The organism is Mycobacterium sp. (genome assembly GCF_035274705.1).
In the GTDB taxonomy this organism is placed as follows: domain Bacteria; phylum Actinomycetota; class Actinomycetes; order Mycobacteriales; family Mycobacteriaceae; genus Mycobacterium.
In genome coordinates, this window is sequence record NZ_DATENY010000129.1 from 15,463 (window position 1) to 37,220 (window position 21,758).

Annotated in this window: 22 protein-coding genes and 2 pseudogenes; 15 read left to right on the forward strand and 9 right to left on the reverse strand. The window is 65.7% G+C overall.

Features of this window, described 5'->3' with window-relative positions:
* Positions 1-11: 11 nt before the first annotated feature.
* Complete coding sequence (locus VJV41_RS26665; protein ID WP_325338889.1) at positions 12-1,328, forward strand: MFS transporter; 1,317 nt, start codon at positions 12-14, stop codon at positions 1,326-1,328.
* Here VJV41_RS26665 and VJV41_RS26670 read toward each other — a convergent pair.
* Positions 1,325-2,068 carry an MmpS family transport accessory protein gene (locus tag VJV41_RS26670; RefSeq protein ID WP_325338891.1) on the reverse strand — a complete coding sequence of 248 codons (744 nt, stop codon included), beginning with the start codon at positions 2,066-2,068 and terminating at the stop codon, positions 1,325-1,327. The genes VJV41_RS26665 and VJV41_RS26670 overlap by 4 nt on opposite strands.
* 119 nt (positions 2,069-2,187) lie before the next feature.
* Between VJV41_RS26670 and VJV41_RS26675 the strand changes: the two genes are divergently transcribed.
* The 3 genes from VJV41_RS26675 to VJV41_RS26685 all read left to right on the forward strand — a co-directional run bounded on the left by VJV41_RS26675 (position 2,188) and on the right by VJV41_RS26685 (position 4,566).
* Complete coding sequence (locus tag VJV41_RS26675) at positions 2,188-4,065, forward strand: alpha/beta hydrolase family protein (RefSeq protein ID WP_325338893.1); 1,878 nt, start codon at positions 2,188-2,190, stop codon at positions 4,063-4,065.
* A gap of 96 nt (positions 4,066-4,161) precedes the next feature.
* The gene (locus VJV41_RS26680) at positions 4,162-4,371 is read left to right on the forward strand and encodes a hypothetical protein (RefSeq protein WP_325338895.1); all 210 of its coding nucleotides are present in this window, start codon (positions 4,162-4,164) and stop codon (positions 4,369-4,371) included.
* Positions 4,372-4,410: 39 nt separating this feature from the next.
* Complete coding sequence (locus VJV41_RS26685; protein ID WP_165606493.1) at positions 4,411-4,566, forward strand: hypothetical protein; 156 nt, start codon at positions 4,411-4,413, stop codon at positions 4,564-4,566.
* Between the two features lie 5 nt (positions 4,567-4,571).
* Here the strand turns inward: VJV41_RS26685 and VJV41_RS26690 are convergent, their stop codons facing one another.
* A complete protein-coding gene (locus VJV41_RS26690) occupies positions 4,572-5,195 on the reverse strand; it encodes a TetR/AcrR family transcriptional regulator (RefSeq protein ID WP_325338898.1) in 624 nt (207 codons plus the stop codon).
* A 93-nt stretch (positions 5,196-5,288) separates the two neighbouring features.
* Here VJV41_RS26690 and VJV41_RS26695 point away from each other — a divergent pair, with 93 nt between their 5' ends.
* From VJV41_RS26695 to VJV41_RS26735, 9 genes and pseudogenes are all read left to right on the forward strand, one after another.
* Positions 5,289-6,839 carry a carboxyl transferase domain-containing protein gene (locus VJV41_RS26695; protein WP_325338900.1) on the forward strand — a complete coding sequence of 517 codons (1,551 nt, stop codon included), beginning with the start codon at positions 5,289-5,291 and terminating at the stop codon, positions 6,837-6,839.
* A 12-nt stretch (positions 6,840-6,851) separates the two neighbouring features.
* Positions 6,852-8,840 (forward strand): acetyl-CoA carboxylase biotin carboxylase subunit, encoded by a 1,989-nt coding sequence (locus VJV41_RS26700; protein ID WP_325338902.1) that lies wholly within the window; start codon positions 6,852-6,854, stop codon positions 8,838-8,840.
* Positions 8,833-9,996, forward strand: coding sequence for an acyl-CoA dehydrogenase family protein (locus VJV41_RS26705; RefSeq protein WP_325338904.1), 1,164 nt, complete (start codon positions 8,833-8,835; stop codon positions 9,994-9,996). Before VJV41_RS26700 ends, VJV41_RS26705 begins: the two co-directional genes overlap by 8 nt.
* Positions 9,993-10,481 carry a MaoC family dehydratase gene (locus tag VJV41_RS26710; protein WP_325338906.1) on the forward strand — a complete coding sequence of 163 codons (489 nt, stop codon included), beginning with the start codon at positions 9,993-9,995 and terminating at the stop codon, positions 10,479-10,481. The genes VJV41_RS26705 and VJV41_RS26710 overlap by 4 nt, the downstream gene beginning before the upstream one ends.
* A complete protein-coding gene (locus VJV41_RS26715; RefSeq protein ID WP_325338908.1) occupies positions 10,481-11,299 on the forward strand; it encodes a CoA ester lyase in 819 nt (272 codons plus the stop codon). The genes VJV41_RS26710 and VJV41_RS26715 overlap by 1 nt, the downstream gene beginning before the upstream one ends.
* Before the next feature lie 191 nt (positions 11,300-11,490).
* Positions 11,491-11,616 (forward strand): annotated as a pseudogene (locus VJV41_RS26720) (CoA ester lyase); the annotation flags it as partial.
* A 97-nt stretch (positions 11,617-11,713) separates the two neighbouring features.
* The gene (pdhA, locus tag VJV41_RS26725) at positions 11,714-12,859 is read left to right on the forward strand and encodes a pyruvate dehydrogenase (acetyl-transferring) E1 component subunit alpha (protein ID WP_325338909.1); all 1,146 of its coding nucleotides are present in this window, start codon (positions 11,714-11,716) and stop codon (positions 12,857-12,859) included.
* 64 nt (positions 12,860-12,923) lie between these two features.
* On the forward strand, positions 12,924-13,919 hold the full coding sequence (locus tag VJV41_RS26730; protein WP_325338928.1) for an alpha-ketoacid dehydrogenase subunit beta: 996 nt from the start codon (positions 12,924-12,926) through the stop codon (positions 13,917-13,919).
* Positions 13,916-15,106 carry a dihydrolipoamide acetyltransferase family protein gene (locus VJV41_RS26735; RefSeq protein ID WP_325338911.1) on the forward strand — a complete coding sequence of 397 codons (1,191 nt, stop codon included), beginning with the start codon at positions 13,916-13,918 and terminating at the stop codon, positions 15,104-15,106. Before VJV41_RS26730 ends, VJV41_RS26735 begins: the two co-directional genes overlap by 4 nt.
* Here the strand turns inward: VJV41_RS26735 and VJV41_RS26740 are convergent, their stop codons facing one another.
* The 6 genes from VJV41_RS26740 to VJV41_RS26765 all read right to left on the reverse strand — a co-directional run bounded on the left by VJV41_RS26740 (position 15,107) and on the right by VJV41_RS26765 (position 19,628).
* Positions 15,107-15,364 (reverse strand): hypothetical protein, encoded by a 258-nt coding sequence (locus VJV41_RS26740; protein ID WP_325338913.1) that lies wholly within the window; start codon positions 15,362-15,364, stop codon positions 15,107-15,109. It abuts the gene before it with no gap.
* Between the two features lie 65 nt (positions 15,365-15,429).
* Positions 15,430-16,182 carry an enoyl-CoA hydratase gene (locus VJV41_RS26745; protein WP_325338915.1) on the reverse strand — a complete coding sequence of 251 codons (753 nt, stop codon included), beginning with the start codon at positions 16,180-16,182 and terminating at the stop codon, positions 15,430-15,432.
* 9 nt (positions 16,183-16,191) lie between these two features.
* Positions 16,192-17,388 (reverse strand): MFS transporter, encoded by a 1,197-nt coding sequence (locus VJV41_RS26750; RefSeq protein ID WP_325338917.1) that lies wholly within the window; start codon positions 17,386-17,388, stop codon positions 16,192-16,194.
* A gap of 132 nt (positions 17,389-17,520) precedes the next feature.
* Complete coding sequence (locus VJV41_RS26755) at positions 17,521-18,231, reverse strand: hypothetical protein (protein ID WP_325338918.1); 711 nt, start codon at positions 18,229-18,231, stop codon at positions 17,521-17,523.
* Between the two features lie 39 nt (positions 18,232-18,270).
* Positions 18,271-18,924, reverse strand: coding sequence for an MspA family porin (locus VJV41_RS26760; protein WP_325338920.1), 654 nt, complete (start codon positions 18,922-18,924; stop codon positions 18,271-18,273).
* A 29-nt stretch (positions 18,925-18,953) separates the two neighbouring features.
* Positions 18,954-19,628 (reverse strand): MspA family porin, encoded by a 675-nt coding sequence (locus VJV41_RS26765; protein WP_414685064.1) that lies wholly within the window; start codon positions 19,626-19,628, stop codon positions 18,954-18,956.
* Positions 19,629-20,031: 403 nt separating this feature from the next.
* On the opposite strand from VJV41_RS26765, the gene VJV41_RS26770 reads away from it, so the two are divergent.
* Positions 20,032-20,568, forward strand: coding sequence for a hypothetical protein (locus VJV41_RS26770; RefSeq protein WP_325338924.1), 537 nt, complete (start codon positions 20,032-20,034; stop codon positions 20,566-20,568).
* Positions 20,541-21,257 (forward strand): sensor domain-containing protein, encoded by a 717-nt coding sequence (locus VJV41_RS26775; RefSeq protein ID WP_325338926.1) that lies wholly within the window; start codon positions 20,541-20,543, stop codon positions 21,255-21,257. The genes VJV41_RS26770 and VJV41_RS26775 overlap by 28 nt, the downstream gene beginning before the upstream one ends.
* Before the next feature lie 218 nt (positions 21,258-21,475).
* On the opposite strand, the pseudogene VJV41_RS26785 reads toward VJV41_RS26775, so the two are convergent.
* Positions 21,476-21,758: pseudogene (locus tag VJV41_RS26785) on the reverse strand (hypothetical protein); the annotation flags it as partial.

Consider the following 21,758-nt stretch of genomic DNA (forward strand, 5'->3'; position numbering starts at 1 on the left):
CGTGGGATCCCATGAGCGAAACGCGGCCGCCCGCGCAAATCGCGGGGCGGTGGCGGGTGCTCGCGTGGGCGCTGTGGGACTGCGGCTCCACCGGCGTGGGCGCGATCGTCGTGACCTTCGTGTTCTCCGTCTACCTGACTCGCACCGTCGGCGACGACCTGCCAGGAGGCGCCAGCCCCGCGAGCTTGCTCGGTTGGGCCTTGTTCTTTTCCGGGGCGGTGGTTGCGGTGCTTGCCCCCGTCACCGGCGTCTGGGTCGACATGCCGCATCGACGGCGACGCACGCTGGCGTTCCTCACCGCGATCGTGGTGTTGCTGACATCGGCAATGAGCCTGATCCGCGACGACTCCAGCTACCTGTGGGCAGGCCTTCTGCTGCTCGGGTTGACGGCGGCGTGCAACGACCTTGCCAGCGTGCCCTACAACGCGATGCTCCGGCAGTTGACGACTCCGGAGACGGCTGGCCGGGTGTCCGGAATCGGTTGGGGCGCAGGCTATGTCGGTAGCATGTCGTTGCTTTTGATCGTCTATGCGGGATTCATGGCCGACGGCCGGACTGGCGGGCTGCTCGGCGTCCCCACCGCCGACGGGCAGAACATTCGCGCGGCGATGCTCCTCACCGCTGTGTGGATGGCCGCGTTCGCGCTGCCGGTGCTCATCACGCCGCCGGCACCGATCGACATCGAACAGCCGGTGCCGTCGTCGACCGGCGTGCTCGGCGCCTACCGCAAGTTGTGGACGGACTTGGTCGGCGAGTGGCGGCGAGACCGCAACGTCGTCTACTACCTGCTCGCCAGCGCGGTGTTTCGCGACGGGCTCGCCGGCGTGTTCACGTTCGGCGCGGTGCTCGGCGTCAACGTCTACGGCATCTCCGCGGCCGATGTGCTGCTGTTCGGGGTAGCGGCCAACGTGGTGGCCGCGGTGGGGGCGGTAGTCGGCGGGCTGCTCGACGACCGCGTCGGCTCGAAGACCGTCATCCTGAGTTCACTGGCCGCGATGGTCATCGTGGGCCTGACCCTGATGGCGTTGTCCAGTCCCGCGGCATTTTGGGTGTGCGGGCTGCTGCTGTGCCTGTTCATCGGGCCGACGCAGTCGTCAGCGCGCACCCTGCTGCTGCGGATAACGACCCCCGGCAAGGAGGGCGTGGCGTTCGGCCTTTACACGATGACCGGCCGGGCCGTCGCGCCCCTGGCTCCGTTCTTGTTCTCCACGTTCGTGGCCGTTTTCGGCGCCGACCGTGCGGGCATCGCCGGTCTGCTTCTGGTGCTCGCGGCGGGTTTCAGCGCGATGCTGGCGGTACGGGTGCCACGCCGGGCGGCGACGGTCTAACCGGCTCCCGTGCAAATGGTCAGGCCGGCACCGGTGCGCTGCTGCACCTGCGCACCGTTGACGCTGATCGAGCAGGACACCTCGCGGCCGACGTTGATGATGCTGACGCTGGCTGAATCCGAAGCCGGCTTGGCCAGTTGGACTTCCTTGCTCCAGGGCAGCACCACGTTGAACTCCGTCTGCAGCACGCCGCCGCTGTCGACATAGGTGATGTTGATGGCACGACCGTCGCCGCTGACCTCATAGACCACGGTTTCGGTCGCGCCGGAAGGCGCCGACGTGGTCGGTGAGGGCCGCGTCGGCTGCGTCGGCGCGGGAATGACCGGAACGGTCGGTATGCGTGAGGTCGTTGTGGGCGTTCGCGTGGTCAGGCTCGGCTCCGGCAGCGACGGAAGCGGCGCCACGACGGTGTCCTGCCGCGAGCTGTTGATGATCACCAGCGCGATGACCAGGCCGAGTACGAGCAATACCGCGATCGCTGCCACCAACCACAGCCATCGCGGCGCCTTCGGCCCGTCAGGCTGGGGCGGCTCGCCCTGGCCGTACTGACCGGTCGCGTAGGGGTCGTAGCCATAGGGGGAGTACGCCGGGAGCTGTTCGGTGGGATTCGGTGCGGCGGGTGCCTGATAGGTGGGGCCGTAGGGCGCCTGACTCGCATACGCCGGATCGGTGTATCCGGAGTAGCTGTTACCCAGCGGTTGGGTCGGCTCGGTCCCGTCGCGGCGTGGTGACTCGCTCATGCCCACCTCATGGCTGCAGGGTACCTGTGCACCCGCTCAGTCGGCCGTTACCGGCACCGACCTGGCTCAATGTGAGTTCGACGACGTCTGCCGGTGATCGACCGTGCAGAATCGACACGATGGGAGAACAGGTACGCCGGGTCTACGGCGCGTCGATGTCGCCGGATGCGACCGCGTTCGCCCACCTTGTCGACGACGGTGGCTACCCGCGGGCGGTGCAGCGCTTCCTTCGCGGTTGGCGAGCAAGTTCCTCACGTGACGTCGAGCTGCCGGTCGAAGGCCCCATCACCCATGTCCTCCATTCGGCTGATGGGCATTGGCTTGCGTGTGAGGTCGCGCCGGAGGGCGGCACGCGTAGCCAGATCTGGGTGGTGACAACCGATCCCGACGACCGCGCCGCCAGGCGGATCGATCGTTGGCCGGCGGGCGCGCTGGAAGGCACTGCCGAACTGATCGCCTGGGACGGCACCCAGGTCGCCGCGATTCTCACCGGTGAGGACGGTGTGGGCAGCTCGTGTCTGATCGATCCGGCCGACGGCACGACGGTGGTGCTCGACCGTCGCTCGAGCGGCAGGCTCGTCGACGCCTGGGCCGGCGCGTCGTTGGTCCGTGTCGGGCCGCGCGGCTATCGCGACCTGATCATGCTCCGTGGGCTTACCGAAATCGCTTTGCTGCCATACGATCCCGGCTCCACCACGGATGCTGGCATCATTCTCGACGACCACAGCCCGCGTCGCCTGCGGGCCGGCTTGGAAGGGGAACTCACCGACCTGTATCAGCCGGCCAAGACCTACGGCCTCAACAGCACCGAAGGGTATGTGCGCGCACTGATCCGAAGCGAAAACGGCGCCGACCACGCCCGCCTCCTCGAAGTGACCGTCACGCCGGACGGAGTGTCCTACCACGTCGTCGCCGAGCGTCCGGGCTACGAACTCGACGAGTTCACCGTCAGCGACGACGTGTCGACCGTGGCGATGTTGTGGAACATCAACGGCGCCAGTGAATTACAGATCCTTGAATACGCCGACAATACGCTGCACGAGCCGATCCCGTTGCCCGGCATGGTGGCAAGTGAGTTGAGCATAAGCGCAGGCGGGTCGATGTTGGCGATGACGGTGGAAGGCCCGTCGATGCCGCCGACGGTCGAGCTGGTGGACCCGCGCACTCGCGAATGGGAGCCAGTCGACCGGGAACCCAGCAGCGGACCCGTCGCCGCCGATCCCACGCTGGAGCGGCTGATCGCCCGCGATGGACTGGAGTTCAGCGGCTGGTTGTTCCGCCCACCGGAAGGTGTCGAAACGATCGGCGCCATGCTCTTTCTGCACGGCGGGCCGGAAGGCCAGGGCCGTCCGGGCTACAACGAGTTCTTCCCGCCGCTGCTCCAGGCCGGCATCGCCGTGTTCTTGCCGAACGTGCGGGGTTCGGGTGGATTTGGCCGCTCGTTCATGCATGCCGACGACAGAGAGAGGCGCTTCGCGGCGATCGACGACGTCGCCGATGCCGTCGGATTTCTTGTCGACAACGGTCTGGTCGCGGCCGACCGCGTCGCCTGTTGCGGATGGTCGTACGGCGGTTATCTGACGCAGGCGGCGATGACTTTTCATCCGCAACTGTTCGCCGCCGGAATCAGCATCTGCGGCATGAGCGATCTGAACACGTGGTACCACAACACCGAGCCGTGGATCGCGGCTGCCGCTCACCCGAAATACGGTCACCCCATTTCAGACCGTGAACTACTCGACCGGTTGTCGCCACTGTTGCGCGCGCATGCACTGACTGCACCGCTGCTGCTGGTGCATGGCCTCAACGACACCAACGTCCCGCCCAGCGAGTCGCAGCAAATGTATGACGCCTTGCGTGCGCTGGGCCGCAGCGTCGAGCTACTTGCGTTCGACGACGACGGGCACGAGATCGTGAAGCGGGAAAACCGCGCTGTGCTGGTCAAAGCCATGACGGAGTGGCTTCTCTCGGCGTTCGCTGCAAACCCTGTTTCGTGATCATTTCGTCGCTGTCGCGAGGTTTGGACAAATTATCCGCAGGGTAAACCGCTGCTGCGCGCCGGTTGCCGGCGCCCACACGGATGGAGGCGAAGCATGCGAGGTGGCGGAATTCTCGGCGTCATTGTGCTCGTCTGGTTGCTGATCGGGGTGCTGGCCGCATATCAGCGCGACTACTTCAAAAACGGCGAAAGCAATTGCGCCACAGCAGGCAGCATCGCGCTGACGGTCGTTGCAGGTCCGCTCAACTACGCGGGTGTCAACCCCAAGGTGACGAACTGCAATGTCCCCCAGCCAAGTCAGTAAGCAACTGGCAGGCAACAACTCGGAAGAAATGGAGTGGAAATGATTGTCCTCGGAGCAATTTTGCTCATCCTGGGATTGGTGTTCGGGATTTCGATCCTCACCTACATCGGGGTGGTGCTGCTTGTTATCGGCGCGGTCTTCTGGATCCTCGGGTCCGTCGGGCGGCCCGTCGGCGGCAGGAAAGTGTGGTACTAGATCCTTTAACGGCCACCGCGGCCGGCCGAGGTCAGTGCCGAGACCGTCATTGCTCGCAGGACGGCTCGCGAACCGGCCTCGGCCGTCTTCGCGGCACCGGCTTTCACGCTGTGCGGCGTGGAGTTCAACAGCCCGAATGTAGCGTGCGCCATCAGCCGCGCATCGGCTTCACTGAGCGTCTCGTCGAGCTGTGTCAGCACGTCGACCCAGATCTCGACATATTGTCGTTGTGCCTTGCGGACTTGACGCTTGGCGCTCGGAGGTAAGTGGCCGAGATCGCGGTCCTGGATCCGGATCAAGTCGGATTCGCCAAGCGCGAAGTCCAGGTGGAAGTCGATCAACCCGTCGAGCGCGTTCGGCGGATCTGTCGCGCGCGCAACGACATCGGTGGCACCGGCCAGTAGCCGCGTGCTGATCCCAACCAACAGCTCGACCAACAGCGCTTCCTTGTTGGGGAAGTGCCGATAAATAGCGGGTCCACTGACACCGACCGCTGCGCCGATGTCTTCCAGCCGCACCGCCAGATACCCGCGCTCGGCCACCAGCCGTTCGGCAGCGGCGATCAGTTGGCTGCGTCGATCCGACTTCGCCCTGCTGCGACGCGTGGTGGCAGGCGTGGAGGCGACCATCGGCTCCCTCCAACCCGCTGGTAGACATTTCGGTTAATCGTGACTAACATACCATGAGTTAGTCGTCATTAACTCAAACGAACGGGTTTTCCGATGGTACCGCGCGCATCACACCGCGACGAGCACCTCGCGCTTGTCGATCGGCTGCACACGAAGCTGGCCGCCGCGGCGCTCGGCGGTCCTGAACGCGCCCGCGAACGCCACGTCAGCCGCGGCAAGCTGCTGCCGCGCGATCGCGTGGACGGTCTGCTCGACCCCGGTAGCCCCTTCCTGGAACTCGCGCCGCTGGCGGCCGACGGTATGTACGACGACGAATGCCCCGGCGCGGGAATGATCGCGGGCATCGGGCGTGTGTCCGGCCGCGAATGCATGATCGTGGCCAACGACGCGACGGTGAAGGGCGGCACTTACTACCCGATTACCGTCAAGAAGCACCTGCGCGCACAGGAGATCGCTGGACAGAACCGGCTGCCGTGCATCTATCTGGTCGACTCCGGTGGCGCGTTCCTGCCGCGGCAGGACGAGGTGTTCCCCGACCGCGAGCACTTCGGTCGCATCTTCTACAACCAGGCCAACCTGTCCGCTGAAGGCATCCCGCAGATCGCGGCCGTGCTCGGGTCGTGCACGGCAGGCGGTGCGTACGTGCCCGCGATGAGCGACGAGGCGGTGATCGTCCGCAACCAGGGCACCATTTTCCTTGGCGGCCCGCCGCTGGTGAAGGCCGCGACCGGCGAGGTGGTGACGGCCGAAGAGCTCGGCGGCGGAGACCTGCATTCCAAAACATCGGGCGTCACAGACCATTTGGCCCATGACGACCGTGATGCCCTGCGGATCGTGCGGCGCATCGTCGCCACTCTGGGACCACGGACAGAACTGCCGTGGGAGGTTGCGCCGACGGTGGACGCGCCCGCTGATCAGGCAGAGCTCTACGACGTCGTCCCGGTCGATCCGCGCGTACCTTATGACGTGCACGAGGTCATCACGCGGATTGTCGACGGCGGCGACTTCGCCGAGTTCAAGGCCGAATATGGCAGCACCTTGGTAACCGGTTTCGCCCGCATTCACGGCCATCCTGTCGGCATCGTGGCGAACAACGGCGTTCTCTTCGGTGAATCCGCCTTGAAGGGCGCGCATTTCATCGAGTTGTGCGACAAGCGGAGCACGCCGCTGCTGTTCCTGCAGAACATCTCGGGCTTCATGGTGGGCCGCGACTATGAGGCAGGCGGCATCGCCAAGCACGGGGCCAAGATGGTGACCGCGGTCGCGTGCGCGCGGGTACCGAAGCTGACCGTGGTCATCGGCGGCTCCTACGGCGCCGGTAACTACTCGATGTGCGGGCGAGCGTATTCCCCACGCTTCCTGTGGATGTGGCCCAACGCGCGTATCTCGGTAATGGGCGGTGAGCAGGCCGCCTCGGTGCTCGCCACCGTTCGCGGCGAGATGACAGCCGAAGAGGAAGAGAAATTCAAGGCCCCGATCCGTCAGCAGTACGAGGACCAGGGCAACCCTTACTACTCGACAGCCCGGATCTGGGACGACGGCGTGATCGATCCGGCTGACACGAGGACTGTTCTCGGTTTGGCGCTTTCGGTTGTCGGGCAGACTCCGCTGGAGTCGGTCTCCTACGGCGTATTCCGGATGTAGAAAGCAATGGGTATGGAAGAACTGCGCACTGTTCTGATTGCCAACCGCGGTGAGATCGCCGTTCGCGTCATTCGCACGCTTCGCGCGATGGGTATCCGGTCGGTCGCGGTGTTCAGCGACGCCGACGTCGACGCCCGCCACGTCGCCGAGGCTGATGTCGCCGTCGGCATCGGGCCCGCCCCGGCGCGGCAGAGCTACCTCAACATCGCCGCCGTCGTCGCGGCCGCGAAGCGCACCGGTGCGCAGGCCGTTCATCCTGGATACGGATTCCTGTCGGAGAACGCCGAATTCGCGGCAGCTCTGCAGGCCGCCGGCATCGTGTTCATCGGGCCCCCCGCCGCGGCGATCCAGACGATGGGCGACAAGATCGCCGCGAAGGCCGCGGTATCGGCGTTCGGCGTGCCGGTGGTTCCCGGGGTCTCCCGGCCCGGCCTCACCGATGCCGATCTGATCGCCGGCGCCGACGAGGTCGGATATCCGGTGCTGGTCAAGCCGTCAGCCGGTGGCGGCGGCAAGGGCATGCGGGTGGTTCATCAACCATCGGAGTTGGCCGCCGCACTGGCCAGCGCCCGTCGCGAGGCGGCGTCGGCGTTTGGTGACGACACGCTGTTCATCGAGCGGTTCGTGTTGAACCCCAGGCACATTGAGGTCCAGGTCCTGGCCGACGGGTACGGCAATGTCGTGCACCTCGGCGAGCGTGAATGCAGCCTGCAGCGGCGCCACCAGAAGGTCATCGAGGAAGCGCCGTCGCCACTGCTCGACGAGGCGACACGTGCGCGTATCGGCGCGGCTGCCTGTGACACCGCCCGTAGCGTGGACTACACCGGCGCGGGCACCGTCGAATTCATCGTCTCGGCCGACCGGCCCGACGAGTTCTTCTTCATGGAGATGAACACGCGCCTTCAGGTCGAGCACCCGGTCACCGAAATGGTCACCGGCATCGACTTGGTCGAACAGCAGGTGCGGATCGCGGCGGGCGAGAAGCTGCCGATCGCTCAGGACGACATCACCATGACCGGGCACGCCATCGAGGCCCGCGTGTACGCCGAGGACCCGGCGCGTGGGTTCCTGCCCACCGGCGGCCAGGTGCTCGACCTCGCCGAGCCCGAAGGACCTGGCGTCCGTGTGGATTCCGGCTTGGCCCGCGGCACGGTGGTCGGTAGTGATTACGACCCGATGCTCGCCAAGGTCATCGCCCACTCCGGTGACCGCGCGGGTGCATTGCGCGCGCTGGACCGAGCATTGGCCGACACCGCCGTCCTCGGGGTCACCACCAACATCGAGTTCCTGCGCTTCCTGCTCGCCGACTCCGACGTCGTCGCCGGCCGCCTGGACACCGGACTGCTGGACCGCCGGACACCCGACTACCTTCCGGCTCAGCACGGCGACGACGAGTTGATCGCCGCCGCGGCCCACAAATGGCTGCGCGCCTGGCCCGCACCGGTCGGTGACCTGTGGGAGGTGCCGTCGGGATGGCGGATGGGGGAGCGTGCGCCGACGACGTTCCGCTTGCACGCAGGTGAGCGCACCGACCACGTCTACTTCACCGGCGCACCGACCGACGCCACCGCGCTGGTTGAGCACGGCGAATCGCATTCCGTCGCAGCGACTCTCGACGGTGACCGGTTGGCGCTCATTCTGGACGGAGTGCGCACCGAGTACCTCGTCGCGGTCACCGACGGTCAGATCTGGCTTTCCGGCCGCGGCCGTACGGCAGTGGTCGAGGAAGTGCGGGAAGCGCCGGTCCGGCCCGACGAGGAGCACAGCGGCGACGCCGAGCTCACCAGTCCGATGCCCGGTTCGGTTGTCGCCGTTGGAGTCGCGGACGGCGAGCGCGTCGAGGCAGGCACCGTCGTGGCCACCGTCGAGGCCATGAAGATGGAACACGCGCTGGCCGCGCCGGTTGACGGCGTGGTCGAACTACTCGTCGCCGTGGGCGACCAGGTCAAGGTGGGCCAGCCACTGGCCAGAATCATCACGAAAGAAGAAGCACATGACTGACTTTCTTGCCACCGGGATGCTGCCCGACGACTACGAGCAGCTCGCCAAGACGGTGCGCGACTTCGCCCAGAGCGTGGTGGCACCCGTGGCGGCCAAGCACGACGAGGAGCACTCCTTCCCGTACGAGGTGGTGTCCGGTATGGCCGACATGGGCCTGTTCGGGCTGCCGTTCCCCGAGGAGTACGGCGGGATGGGCGGCGACTACTTCGCGTTGTGCCTGGCGCTCGAGGAACTCGGCAAGGTCGACCAGAGCGTGGCGATCACGTTGGAGGCCGGCGTCTCGTTGGGCGCGATGCCGGTGTACCGCTTCGGAAACGAGGCGCAGAAACAGGAGTGGCTGCCACTGTTGGCCAGCGGCAAGGCACTCGGCGCGTTCGGCCTCACCGAACCGGGCGGCGGCACCGACGCCGGGGCGACCAAGACCACTGCCAAGATGGATGGATCAACGTGGGTCATTAATGGCAGCAAGCAGTTCATCACAAACTCCGGCACCGACATCACCAAGCTCGTCACGGTCACCGCCGTCACCGGTGAACGCGAGGACGGCGGCAAGGAGATCTCGTCGATCCTGGTGCCCGTTCCCACACCGGGATTCACGGCAGAACCCGCGTACAACAAGGTCGGCTGGAACGCGTCGGATACTCATCCCTTGAGCTTCGACGACGTGCGGGTACCTGCCGAGAACCTGCTCGGCGAGCGCGGCCGCGGCTACGCCAACTTCCTGCGCATCCTCGACGAGGGACGCATCGCGATCGCCGCACTGTCGGTCGGCGCCGCGCAGGGCTGCGTCGACGAGAGCATCAAATACGCCAAGGAGCGCACGGCGTTCGGTCAGGCCATCGGTTCCAACCAGGCCATCGCGTTCAAGATCGCGCGTATGGAGGCCCGCGCCCACACCGCGCGCACGGCCTACTACGACGCGGCGGCGCTGATGTTGTCCGGCAAGCCGTTCAAGAAGCAGGCCGCGATCGCCAAACTGGTGGCCAGCGAGGCCGCGATGGACAACGCCCGTGACGCTACCCAGATCTTCGGCGGCTACGGTTTCATGAACGAGTTCACTGTGGCGCGCCACTACCGCGACAGCAAGATCCTCGAGATCGGGGAGGGGACAACGGAGGTGCAGTTGATGCTCATCGCCCGGCAGGCCGGCCTGTGACCGACGGACCCGTCGTCGAACAGCGTGGCCTGTGGTTCGAGGAGTTCGAACCCGGTACCACGTATCTGCACCGCCCCGGCCGCACGATCACCGAGACCGACAACGTGTTGTTCACGACGTTGACGATGAACACCCAAGCGCTGCACCTGGACGCGGCGTTCGCCGATGCGTTGCCGCCTTTTCATGCGCGGCTGGTCAATTCGATGTTCACCCTGTCGACCTTGGTGGGGTTATCGGTCGCGCAGCTGACTCAGGGCACCATCGTGGCAAACCTAGGCTTTTCCGAAATCGCGTTTCCCAAACCGCTCTTCCACGGCGACACGTTGTACGCCGAGACGCTGGTGACCGAAAAGCGCGAATCCAAGAGCCGGCCCGGCGAAGGCGTCGTCACGCTCGCGCACACGGCGCGGAACCAGCACGGTGACGTGGTTGCCACAGCCGTCCGAAAGACCATGGTGCGCAAGCGTCCCGGCGGAGAGAAGTAATGGCGCTCAAGCAGACGGGGCCGGCATGGCTGTTCTGCCCGGCCGACCGCCCTGAGCGGTTCGCAAAGGCCGCTGCTGCCGCCGATGTCGTGATCCTCGACCTCGAGGACGGTGTCGCGGCCAAGGACAGGGAAGCGGCCCGCACCGCATTGATCGAGACGCCGCTTGACCCGGACCGCACAGTGGTCCGTATTAATCCGAGCGCGACGGCGGACCATCAACTGGACCTGGAGGCGCTATCGCGCACCTCGTACACCACCGTCATGCTCGCGAAAACCGAAGACCCACAACAGATACGCGACCTCGCACCACTGGACGTGGTGGTGCTCATCGAAACGCCATTGGGCGCGCTGGCCGTGGCCGAATTGGCACGCATGGACAACGCCATGGCCTTGATGTGGGGTGCCGAGGACTTGTTCGCGGTGCTGGGTGGTACGGCCAACCGGTATCCGGACGGGTCCTATCGCGAAGTGGCCCAGCATGTGCGATCGCAGACACTGTTGGCCGCCAAGGCGCAGGGGCGGATGGCGCTGGATTCGGTGTATCTGGACATCAAGAACCTCGACGGTCTACGCGGCGAGGTCGATGACGCAGTGGCGGTCGGCTTCGACGCCAAGGTCGCCATTCATCCGTCGCAGGTCGCCGTTATTCGAGCCGGCTACGCGCCGACGCCCGAACAGGTGGAATGGGCGCGAGCCGTGTTGGAGACGGCGGCTCGCGAACGGGGCGTATTCCAGTACGACGGCCAGATGGTCGACGCTCCCGTGCTTCGGCGCGCGGAACGCATCGTTGCGCTCGCACCGAAGGATGGCGACTAGAAGCCGCTGGTTCGTGCCCGGCTCGGAGCGACAACACGCTGACCTGCAGTGAAAGCAATATCTTGTCGCTCAGAGACGGGCAAGCTGAACGGCAACCCGGCCGTCGCCAACAACGAGCGTTGTACCACCTGCCCGCCTCCACGCGCCTCGCCGCACCCGACGAACGCACCCAGCAGATCCGGATCCGTCAACAACACGTCCTCGCCGCGGCCCGCGATGAGCGGGGCGTCGCTCGATCCGAGCGCATAATGGGAAGTGCCCCAGTGCTGCGGCGAGCAGAGCGCATCGTCGAGCTAGCACCCCACCCCGGTGGCTAGCTGACAGCCCCTCACCAGGGGTTTTGCTCTGACCGCCTCCGCGCTGAGCACCTCGCGGTCTGACGGCGGAACATGCCGTCACCGAAAAGGAGGCGGTATGGCTGAGGTATCTGCGGCGCCCGCGCCGGTGGCATCTGCGGCGCCCGCGCCGGTGGCATCTACGGCGCCCGCGCCGGTGGCCGTCGACTTGGAGCCGATCCAACTTGTCGCCCCCGACGGGACACCGACGTCTGAGAGCCGCTACAGCCGGGATCTTCCACCCGAGACGCTGAGCTGGCTATACGAGATGATGGTCGTCACGCGCGACCTCGACATTGAGCTCGTCAACCTGCAGCGGCAGGGTGAACTCGCACTGTTCGCGTCCTGCCGGGGCCAAGAGGCCGCCCAGATCGGGGCGGCGGCGTGCCTGCGCAAGACCGACTGGCTGTTTCCGCAATACCGAGAGATCGGCGCGTTCCTGCTGCGTGGCATCACGCCGGGGCAGATGGGCGCTGTCTGGCGTGGCAAGTGGCACGGCGGTCTCGAATTCACCAAGAAGTGTGTCGCACCGATCGCCATTCCGATCGGCACGCACGGCTTGCACGCGGTCGGAGCGGCAATGGCCGCGCAACGACTGGGCGAGGATTCGGTGACCGTGGCATTCCTCGGCGACGGCGCCACCAGCGAGGGCGACGCGCATGAGGCGTTCAACCTCGCCTCGGTGTACAAGGCGCCCTGCGTGTTCTTCATCCAGAACAATCAGTGGGCGATCTCGGTGCCCGTCGCCCATCAGATGGCCGGCCCGTCGATCGCACACCGGGCGATCGGCTATGGGATGCCCGGCATCCGGGTCGATGGCAACGACGTGCTCGCCTGCTACGCGGTGATGACCGAGGCCGCCGAGCGGGCACGCGAGGGCGGCGGTCCGACGCTGATCGAAGCCATCACCTATCGGGTTGGTCCGCACACGACGTCAGATGACCCGACCCGGTATCGCTCACAGGAGGAGGTGGATCGCTGGATAGCGCTCGACCCAATTACGCGGTACCGCAACTATCTACAGTCCGTCGGTGTTTGGACGGAGCGTTTGGAGGAGAGGGTTGCCGCCAGGTCGAAGCGCATACGTAGCGAGCTGCGTGGGTCGATCGTCGGCGGCGAAGACATCGACATCACCGAGATGTTCGACACCGTCTACCACGACATCACCCCGACACTAGCGGATCAGCGTCAACAGCTGCTGGCCGAATTGGCGAAGGAGGCCTGACATGACGCAGATCATCGAACGACCCCCGATGCACGGCGACGATGCGCCGGAGCCGCGCGGGCCGATGTTGACGGCTGTACCAACGGCGCCGACGTTGACCATGGTGCAGGCGATCAACCGAGCGCTGCACGACGCGATGGCTGCCGACGAGCGAGTGCTGGTGTTCGGTGAAGACGTCGCCAAGCTCGGCGGCGTGTTCCGGGTGACCGAGGGCCTGGCCGAAACCTTCAGTGACCAACGATGTTTCGACACGCCACTGGCAGAGTCGGCGATCGTCGGCATCGCGATCGGCTTCGCAATTCGCGGGTTTGTGCCCGTTCCTGAAATCCAGTTCGACGGCTTCTCCGCCCCGGCATTCGATCAGGTGGTCAGCCACTTGGCGAAGTACCGCATGCGTACCCGCGGCGACGTGGACATGCCGGTCACAATTCGCATTCCGTCGTTCGGCGGGATTGGTGCGGTGGAGCATCATTCGGAGTCCACGGAAAGCTACTGGCTGCACACCGCGGGGCTGAAAGTGGTGGTGCCGTCGACGCCGTCTGACGCGTATTGGCTGCTGCGGCAATCAATCACAAGCCGCGATCCGGTGCTCTACCTCGAACCCAAGCGCCGGTACTGGGCGAAGGAACCCGTCGACACCCACACGCCGGCGCTGCCGATCGGGCGGGCGGCGATCAGACGCCCCGGCGAGGACGTCACGGTGCTGACGTACGGCCCGCTCGTCGCAACCGCTCTGAGCGCTGCGCAGTTGGCCGCTGATCGCTGGAGCCTCGAAGTCGTCGACCTGCGGTCGTTGAACCCGCTCGATTTCGACACCGTCGCGGAGTCCGTGCGAAGAACCGGACGTGCCGTGGTGATGCACGAGGGCCCGCGGACATTGGGCTTCGGCGCGGAGCTGGCCGCGCGCATACAGGAGGAGCTGTTCTACGACCTGGAGGCGCCGGTGTTGCGTGCCACCGGTTTTGACACGCCATATCCGCCGGCACGGCTGGAGAAGTTGTGGCTGCCCGGCCCGGACCGGCTGCTGGACTGCGTCGAGCGGGTGATGGAACAGCCATGAGCGCCGTACGGGAGTTTCTCGTCCCTGACTTGGGTGAAGGCCTCGAGGACGCGACCATCACCAGTTGGAGCGTCGCGGTTGGCGACGAGGTCGAGTTGAACCAGACGCTGTGCACGGTCGAAACGAACAAGGCCGAGGTCGAGATACCCAGTCCGTACGGCGGTCGCATCGTCGAACTCGGTGGCGCCGAAGGGGAGACGCTCGATGTCGCCGCCGTTCTGGTGCGCATTGCCACCTCCGAGGCCGAGACTGCTCCGTCACAGAACGGCAGCCCTAAGCGCAAGCCGGTACTGGTTGGCTATGGCGCGGACGACGAGATGGACAGCAGCAGGCGGGGATCCGTCGGTGCACGCCCGCGCGCCAAGCCGCCGGTGCGGAAGCTCGCCGCCGAGCTGAATGTGGACCTGTCGCGTGTGGCGGGGTCGGGTGCGGATGGAATCATCACGCGCGAGGATGTCCTCGCTGCGGCGGGCAGGACGGCGCCGAGTCCCGACATGGCGAGGGTGCGCGGTGTGCAGGCCGAGATGGCACATCGAATGACCCTCTCGCGCAGGGAAATACCGGACGCGCATGCGAGCATCCAAGTCGACTGCACAGGGTTGTTGGCGTTGCGTGACCGGATGCGTGACGCCTCAGGCGATGAGTTGGCGATCACGCCGTTCGTGCTGACACTGCGGCTGTTGGCGATCGCGTTGCGCCATCATCCGAACCTGAACTCGACTTGGGTCGAGACCACAGACGGCCCGCAGATCCACCTGCACGCGGCGGTCCATATGGGCTTTGGCGTAGCGGCACCACGTGGCCTACTGGTACCCGTCGTCAGCGATGCGCAAGACAAGACCACACGGGAACTGGCCGACGTGGTGTCCCGGCTCATCGGCGATGCACGGGCCGGCACCCTCAAGCCGTCCGAATTGCAGGGCTCGACGTTCACGGTGTCGAACTTCGGCGCGCTGGGGTTGGACGACGGCGTTCCGGTGATCAACTACCCGGAAGCGGCCATTCTCGGAATGGGTTCACTGAAGCCGCGGCCTGTCGTCGTCGACGGTCAGGTGGTCGCGCGGCCCACTATGTCGTTGACGTGTGCCTTCGACCATCGCATCGTCGATGGCGCTCAGGCGGCGGCGTTCCTGAGCGAGTTGCGCGATCTCATCGAGGCGCCGGGGCTGGCGCTGATGGATCTGTGATCAACAGGGGTCGCCGTCAGGCGTGAAGTACGGCACGCCCTCTTCCGTGTAGCACGGTATTTCGCCGGGGTAGTACGCCGTGTGGGACGACACGATGGCCGCCGCCGCGGCGTCACCGGCGATGTTGGTGCACCCACCGACCGAGAAATGGCGCCCGCCACCGGCCGCGCACACATCGGCGTTGGCTGCCGGTGCGATGACCACCGGAACTGCGGCCATCCCCGCGGCCGTGATCAGCACTGCTGCCAGCTTCTTCATTTGACGCTCCCCTCCTGATGCGGGCAATGACCTTGGAGCTTATGCCGTATTCAGGACATTCCGGGTCACTTTCGCTGTGCAGCGGCGAGTCTCTGGGCGAACTCGGGTGAGGTGATCGAGTCGGCCTGGGGGCCGATCTCGGTGTCGACGGCGATCTGGTGCTGTTCGGTGTCGATGACGCCCGGGTTGGCGGTCGCGCGCATGGACGCCTTGGTGGCGATGACGACGTCGCGCGGCGCGGCGGCCGGGCCGGCGGCCAGTTCACGCGCGGCGGCCACTGGATCATCGGCGATCTTGAGCGCAAGCCCGTACCGCACGGCGGCTTCGGCGTCGAAGCGCATGCCGAACAGCAGTGAGGCGCGGGCGGCTTGTGGGCCGACCGCGCGCTGCAACATCCACGTCGCACCACCGCCGGGATGAATACCCAGCTTCTGGAATCGGGGATCGAAAAGTGCTGCGGGACCGGCGATTCGGACGTCGGCGGCCAGCGCGAGGTTCAACCCGGCGCCGACGGCAGCTCCGTTGACCGCCGCGATCGTCGGCAGCGCGCAGTTGGCCACCGCAAGGAAACCGTCGTAGATAACTCGCAGCCCGTCCTCGGTAGCGGCGCCGAGTGCGGTCAGATCGGCGCCCGCGCAGAACGCCTTGCCTGCGCCGGTCACGATCAGCGCGTGCACATCGGGGTTGGCTTCGGCGGCGTCGACGGCGGCGCGCAGGGCGGCCGAAATCTGAGCGGTGACGGCATTGCGCCGCTCGGGATCGTTGACCGTGATGAGCGCGACGTGATCGTCGACTTGGACCAGTACTGGATCGGGCACGGCCTCAGCCTAATGACCCGGTCTACGGCCAGCGATAGTGGTGATGATGATGGCAAGCGCAATAGCGCCGGCGGTCACACCGGTAGTGGTGGGCCAACCGAACCATCCGACCGCGGCCGCACCGAATGCGGCGCCGAGGCCGCCGCCGACGAAGTAGATGAACATGTAGGCGCTGTTGAACCGGGCAGGCGCGGCAGGGTCGATCGCCAGAACGGTGCTCTGGTTCGCTACTTGAGCGGCGAACAGACCGGCATCGAAGAGCCCAAGGCTGATCAGGGTGAGGGCGGTGTTGGACAGCCAGGCGCCGAGCGTCGCTGCGGCGGCGAGCGAGACGACAAGTCCGGCTAGGACCACTTTGCGCGCTCCGACCCTATCCGTCCACGAGCCGGCGACGCGGGTCGCGGCAATACCCAGCAGCCCGGCAAATGCGAACAGGCCAATGCGCTCGGACGAATACGAAAACGGCGGCTGCGACAGCGCGACCGCAAGACCCGCCCAGACGGCGCAAAACGCGAAGAACCAAAGCGCTCCACGCGCAGCCGCGAGCCGAAGCGCATGAAACCGGACAAACAGACCTGGGAGCCCGCGAAGCGTCGCGAGGTAGCCCGTGGTGGCGCTCCCGGCCGTGCCTGGCAGCACCAAGAAGGCCAACACCGCCACTGTGGCACATGCGCTGGCCAAGGCGAGAAGGGTTCCACGCCAGCCGATCTCGTCGTCGAGCCAGCCGCCGACGATCCGCCCCGCCAGGATGCCCGCCGAGATTCCCGCCGTAACAAGCCCCAGGATCGTGGCACGCCGCTGAGGGTTCGCGAAACGTCCTGCGATCGAACTGAATTGCGCGCCGACCGATGATCCGGCGCCGATCAGACCAGTGGTGAGGCCGAGCATCCATGATGTGCCGGCGACAGCACTGACGGCCAACCCGACGGCGAGCGCACCGAATTGTGTTGCCAGCACTCGCCTTGGCGGAAACCGGTCAACGAGCGGGACGAGCAGGGCGAGTCCCAACAGATACCCGAGTGGTCCACATGCCAGGGCCACACCAATCGTTGCGATCGAGGCATGCAGGGAGCCGGCGACGTCCGCGATCGCTGGCTGCAGCGGATAGATGCTGGAGGTGCCCAGCGCGGCCGCCAGCGCCATGAACGATACGACCGGGGTTCGTAGGATCTCGACACGAGCGTCCGAGATAACGTCGGTTTGCATGTCACCGACGGTAGGAAGGTGACCGCCCATGATGCTGGCGGAAAACAGACACCACCGTCGAGCCGGCGATCGTCAAGTCACCGAGCGGACCAAAGACGGTCGCGCACAGGCGTATTGGGGTATTGGCGAAAGTCAGCCTGCAGGCGGAGGCGGCACCAGTGGAGGCGCACCCGGCGCGGGCGGGGGCGGCGCGTCCGCCGGGTCGGGCAGGAATTGACCCAGCCCGGGCGGAACGTTGGTCCCGGGCAGCGGCGCGGTACCTGGCAGCGGCTCACCGAGCTGTTGTTGTGGCATCTGGCCCAGCAGCCCGCCCTTGAGCATGCCTGCGCGGTACATGTCGATGTACCGGCCGAACCACTCCCGACGGCTCACATCCGCGTTCTCGTCGCCCGGAGCGACGTCAAACTGCTCGCCCTGGCCGGGTGCCGAGGGTTTCAGGTTTTGGCCCAGCCCGTATCCGTTGTTGAACGGATTGAGATTCGGCGGAGTGCCCGGATTGGCGCCCGGTATCGCGGGCAACGGGTTCTGGCCGAGAACGGTCGCCTGGTCAAGACCGACGACCGGCGGGGCGCCGAGTGCGCCCGGGACATCGGCGGGCGGTAGCCCGTTCTGCGCCAGCACATTGAGCCCGTTCGGCCCGAGCGGCGCGCCGACCACTGGCACCGTTGGACCGGGGGGAGGTGGAGGCGCGGGTTCCCCCGGCAGGGGAATCGGGTCAGGTGGTGGAGGGTCGGCAGCGGCGGTCGCCGCGAAGGCGACCGCCGCTCCGAAGGCGACCAAACCTACTGCCGCAACGTTCGCGACCGCATTCTTAGCGAGGACTATGCGATCTCGATCAATCATGGCGAATGGTCTTCTCTCCCTTAGTGATCGGTGCTCGACTCAGACGGCCTTGGTGACGCCGTAGTACGCCACCACGTCGTCGGTGTCTTCGGTCGCGCTTGTCAGCGTCGCGTACGACCTCAGGAACGACTGACCGACGCAGCCGTCGACCTTGATGTGGGTGTCCTTCAGGGTGACACGCACAGGCGCGGTCTTGTAATCCTTTTTGTCGACGGTGACTGTGGACACGGTGCCGGGCTTGGCGTGGATCTCAATCGTTCCCGAGATCGGGAACGACACGCCGGTCGGCACGATACCGCCGGTAAGCGATGAGCCGGACGTGCTGATGCCCGCTTGGCCGATGAGCCTGACCTGACCGAGTTCGATGCCGCACCCGATTTGATAGCCGGCCTCCAGCGTCCCGCCCTTCAGACTGGTTTTGCCCTTGCCGGTCACCGTTCCGGTGAATGTGCCGGCGACGAGGTACTCGCGCGACGAAACCGCAGTCGTGAGCGGTGCCACCGGCAGCTGCGTCTCGTCCTTGGCCACCACCGTCAACACCCAACCATCTGGAGTTGTCACGATCCCCGGTTCGGCCGAAGCCACCACGCCGTTGTCCGGCGGAGGCCCGTCTTCCGGGTCAGCCAGCGCGAGGGGTGCCGTCGCGATCGGCATCACCATGCAAGCAGTCAATGCGGCAATACGATTCAACATGTTTTTCTTCCGTTCGAGTTCGACAGGGGTCAGACGGCCTTGGTGACGCCGAGGTAGGTGATGACGTCGTCGGTGTTGTCGGTCGAGCTCGTCAGGGTTGCGTACGAGCGGATGAACGACTGGCCGGCGCACTGGTCGGTCTTGATGCGGACGCCGGTGATCGTGATGCGGGTCGTGGTGCCCTTGAACTTCTTCTTGTCGATGGCAACCGTCGTCACCGTGCCGGGCTTCAGGTAAACCTTGCCCTGCAGGCTGACGCCGAAACCGGCGGTGCCATTGGTGAACGGAATGTTAATGCCGGGCGTGAAGCTGGCGCCGGGGTTGATCTCGACTTCGTCGGAGATGATGCCGCAACCGATCTGCTCGCCGGCCTCGAACGAACCGCCGGTCAGCTTGGTCTTGCCGCCGCCGGTGATCTTGCCCGTGAAGGTGCCGGCCACGAGGTATTCGCGTGAGGAGATGGCGGTGGTCAGCGGCGCCACCGGCAGCTGGGTCTCATTGCTACCAACGACCTCGAGGTGCCAGCCGTCCGGTGTATCAAGGATTCCGGGAGGGGCCGAGGGCACCGCGCCCTCGGGCGGGAGCGGGCTGGTGACGGGCACAATCGCCGGATCCGGCGGTGGCGGGGGGTCGGCCAACGCGAGGGGCGCAGTCCCGACCGGGACCAGCATGCAAGCAGCCACTGCGGCAAAACGATTCAACATGGGTGTCAAGACGCCTCTCGTGGGGGGTCGGAATCCAAGAGGATCCAACGGATCTGTCGCGAGGGAGCCTCTAATGGTGGAGTTGCCAAACGGTGAACGGACTGGAAACAACTGGCGCCTGATTTCCATCGAGTAAGCGTCTCTGGGCTGCAGTCTCATCCGCGGCTTAAGCGGTCTCAATCAAATCCACAGCCGCAGGACAGCCAATGGACGGCGATTGGAAATCACACGTTTGGCAGGTGTTCACCTTTCGGACACCTAGTCAATCGACCGTAGTTCGAGTTACTGCCCTCGAGACTGGACGGGGCTCGTCGACGTGGGTTTGGCTGCCGGCAATGCGTGCCGGCAGGTGGAGCAAAACCAACCAGCTAACCCTGCGAGACCGACTACCTTGGAGGAAACGTTGAGTTCATCTCACGTATGTGAGCGAGCGCTGGCTACATCTGTCATCGCGTTCGCCATCGGAATGACGGTCATTCCGACCGCCTCAGCGGACGATGTCACCGTCGATGGGTCGTCACCGGGCCCGGTGGTGGTGCAGGTGGCCCCCGGGCCGACTGCGGACAACGCCGATCCCGCCGCGCTGGCGGCCTGCGCTCAGTTCGCCCAGGTGCTCGACGGCTCATCCGCCTATTACGGGGATTTCGCCGACTCTTTCGAAGGCTCCGACTATTCAGACCCCGCTGTCACTAGCAGCAACTCGGTGGGCCGGACCGCGCTGCGCGAATCCGCCGCACTCGCGATGAGCACCGCGAATACGCCAGGATTGCCGCCGGATATCGCCGATCCGATGCGGACTTGGTCGATGGGCGCAACCAAGCTGCTCGTCAAGATGGGTCTGCGCATTCCGGGCGACAGCTTGAACAGCACGGCGAATGAGATGAACGACAACGCAACCAAGGTCCAAGTGGCGTGCGCCGCAGCCGGCACGCACGCCTGATTCCGGTGAAGCACTTTCTTATTGGGGTGGTGGCGCTCAGCGCCGTGGTTACCGGCTGCGGGGGTGGAGCCGCGTCGAACGCATCAGAACCACAGAAGCTGGTGCCGGACTCCGCGCTCACTGGATTGCTCCTGAGCGCCGACGACATCAACGCCATCATGGGGACCAGCGGGATGACACCGCATCCGCCTGCCACGCAGATGGGCGATCACCGCAATCTTCTGCCGAACCTGGATTGCCTGGGCGTCTGGCAGGTCAACGAAGCACCGATCTACGAGTCCAGTCACTGGAAGTCCGTTCGCCAGCAGATGCTTCGGGTGCCGGACAACGACGAATGGGACTCGCTTGTCGTGCAATCGGTTGTGTCGTACCGCACGGCCGATGGAGCGCGGGGATTCTTCACCGAGTCTGCAGACCGATGGTCGAAATGCACGAACCACAACGTGAATATCCAACTCAATGGCCAGATGTTGCCGAAGTGGCACAGTGGCGATTTGATGAAGACCGACAACCTGCTTGCGATGCCGTATACGCGGACCAGTGGTGACCAGACCAAGTCGTGCCAGCGGGCGCTGGCGCTCGCGGCCAACCTGATCCTCGATATTCAAGCATGCAAGCCGCAGCAGCAAGCCGCCGTTACGCAAGCCACCGACATCGCCGCCAAGATCGAGTCGAAACTTCCCCGGTAGGTTAGGTTTTGGCCCACCGCAACAGATACCGGTAGTAGACCGCCCGACGCCCCGGGCAGCGCTTCGTCCACGGTGCGCCTGATCTCGTCCAGGCCCTCGCGTGGATCGGCGACTACGACGCCGATGTTACGGGTCTCCGAGTCCAGCCAGGAGCCGACGCGTGCGGCGGGGACGCGCAACACATCCCAAATCCAGTCGCGCACAGACTTATCGGCTTGTTACGCGGCGGCGCCGGTCGTGTCGTTACCCGTCTGCCCGCCGGTGCCTGCAGTGCCGGTGGACGACTCAGTGGATGGGGTGTTCTCCGTCGTCGGCTTTGGCTTTGGCGTGGGCGTGGCGGTCGAAGTGCTTGTTGTCCCAACGGTTTCCGATTCGCCGCCAGATGTCTTCTGCTCGCCGGCTTGCTGCGGGACGGCCTTCTCGCTGTCGCGCACGACGTTGGTCAACGGCTTCGGCTTGTCCTTGATAGTGACTTCAGAGTCCTTCTCTGCGGACGTTTGC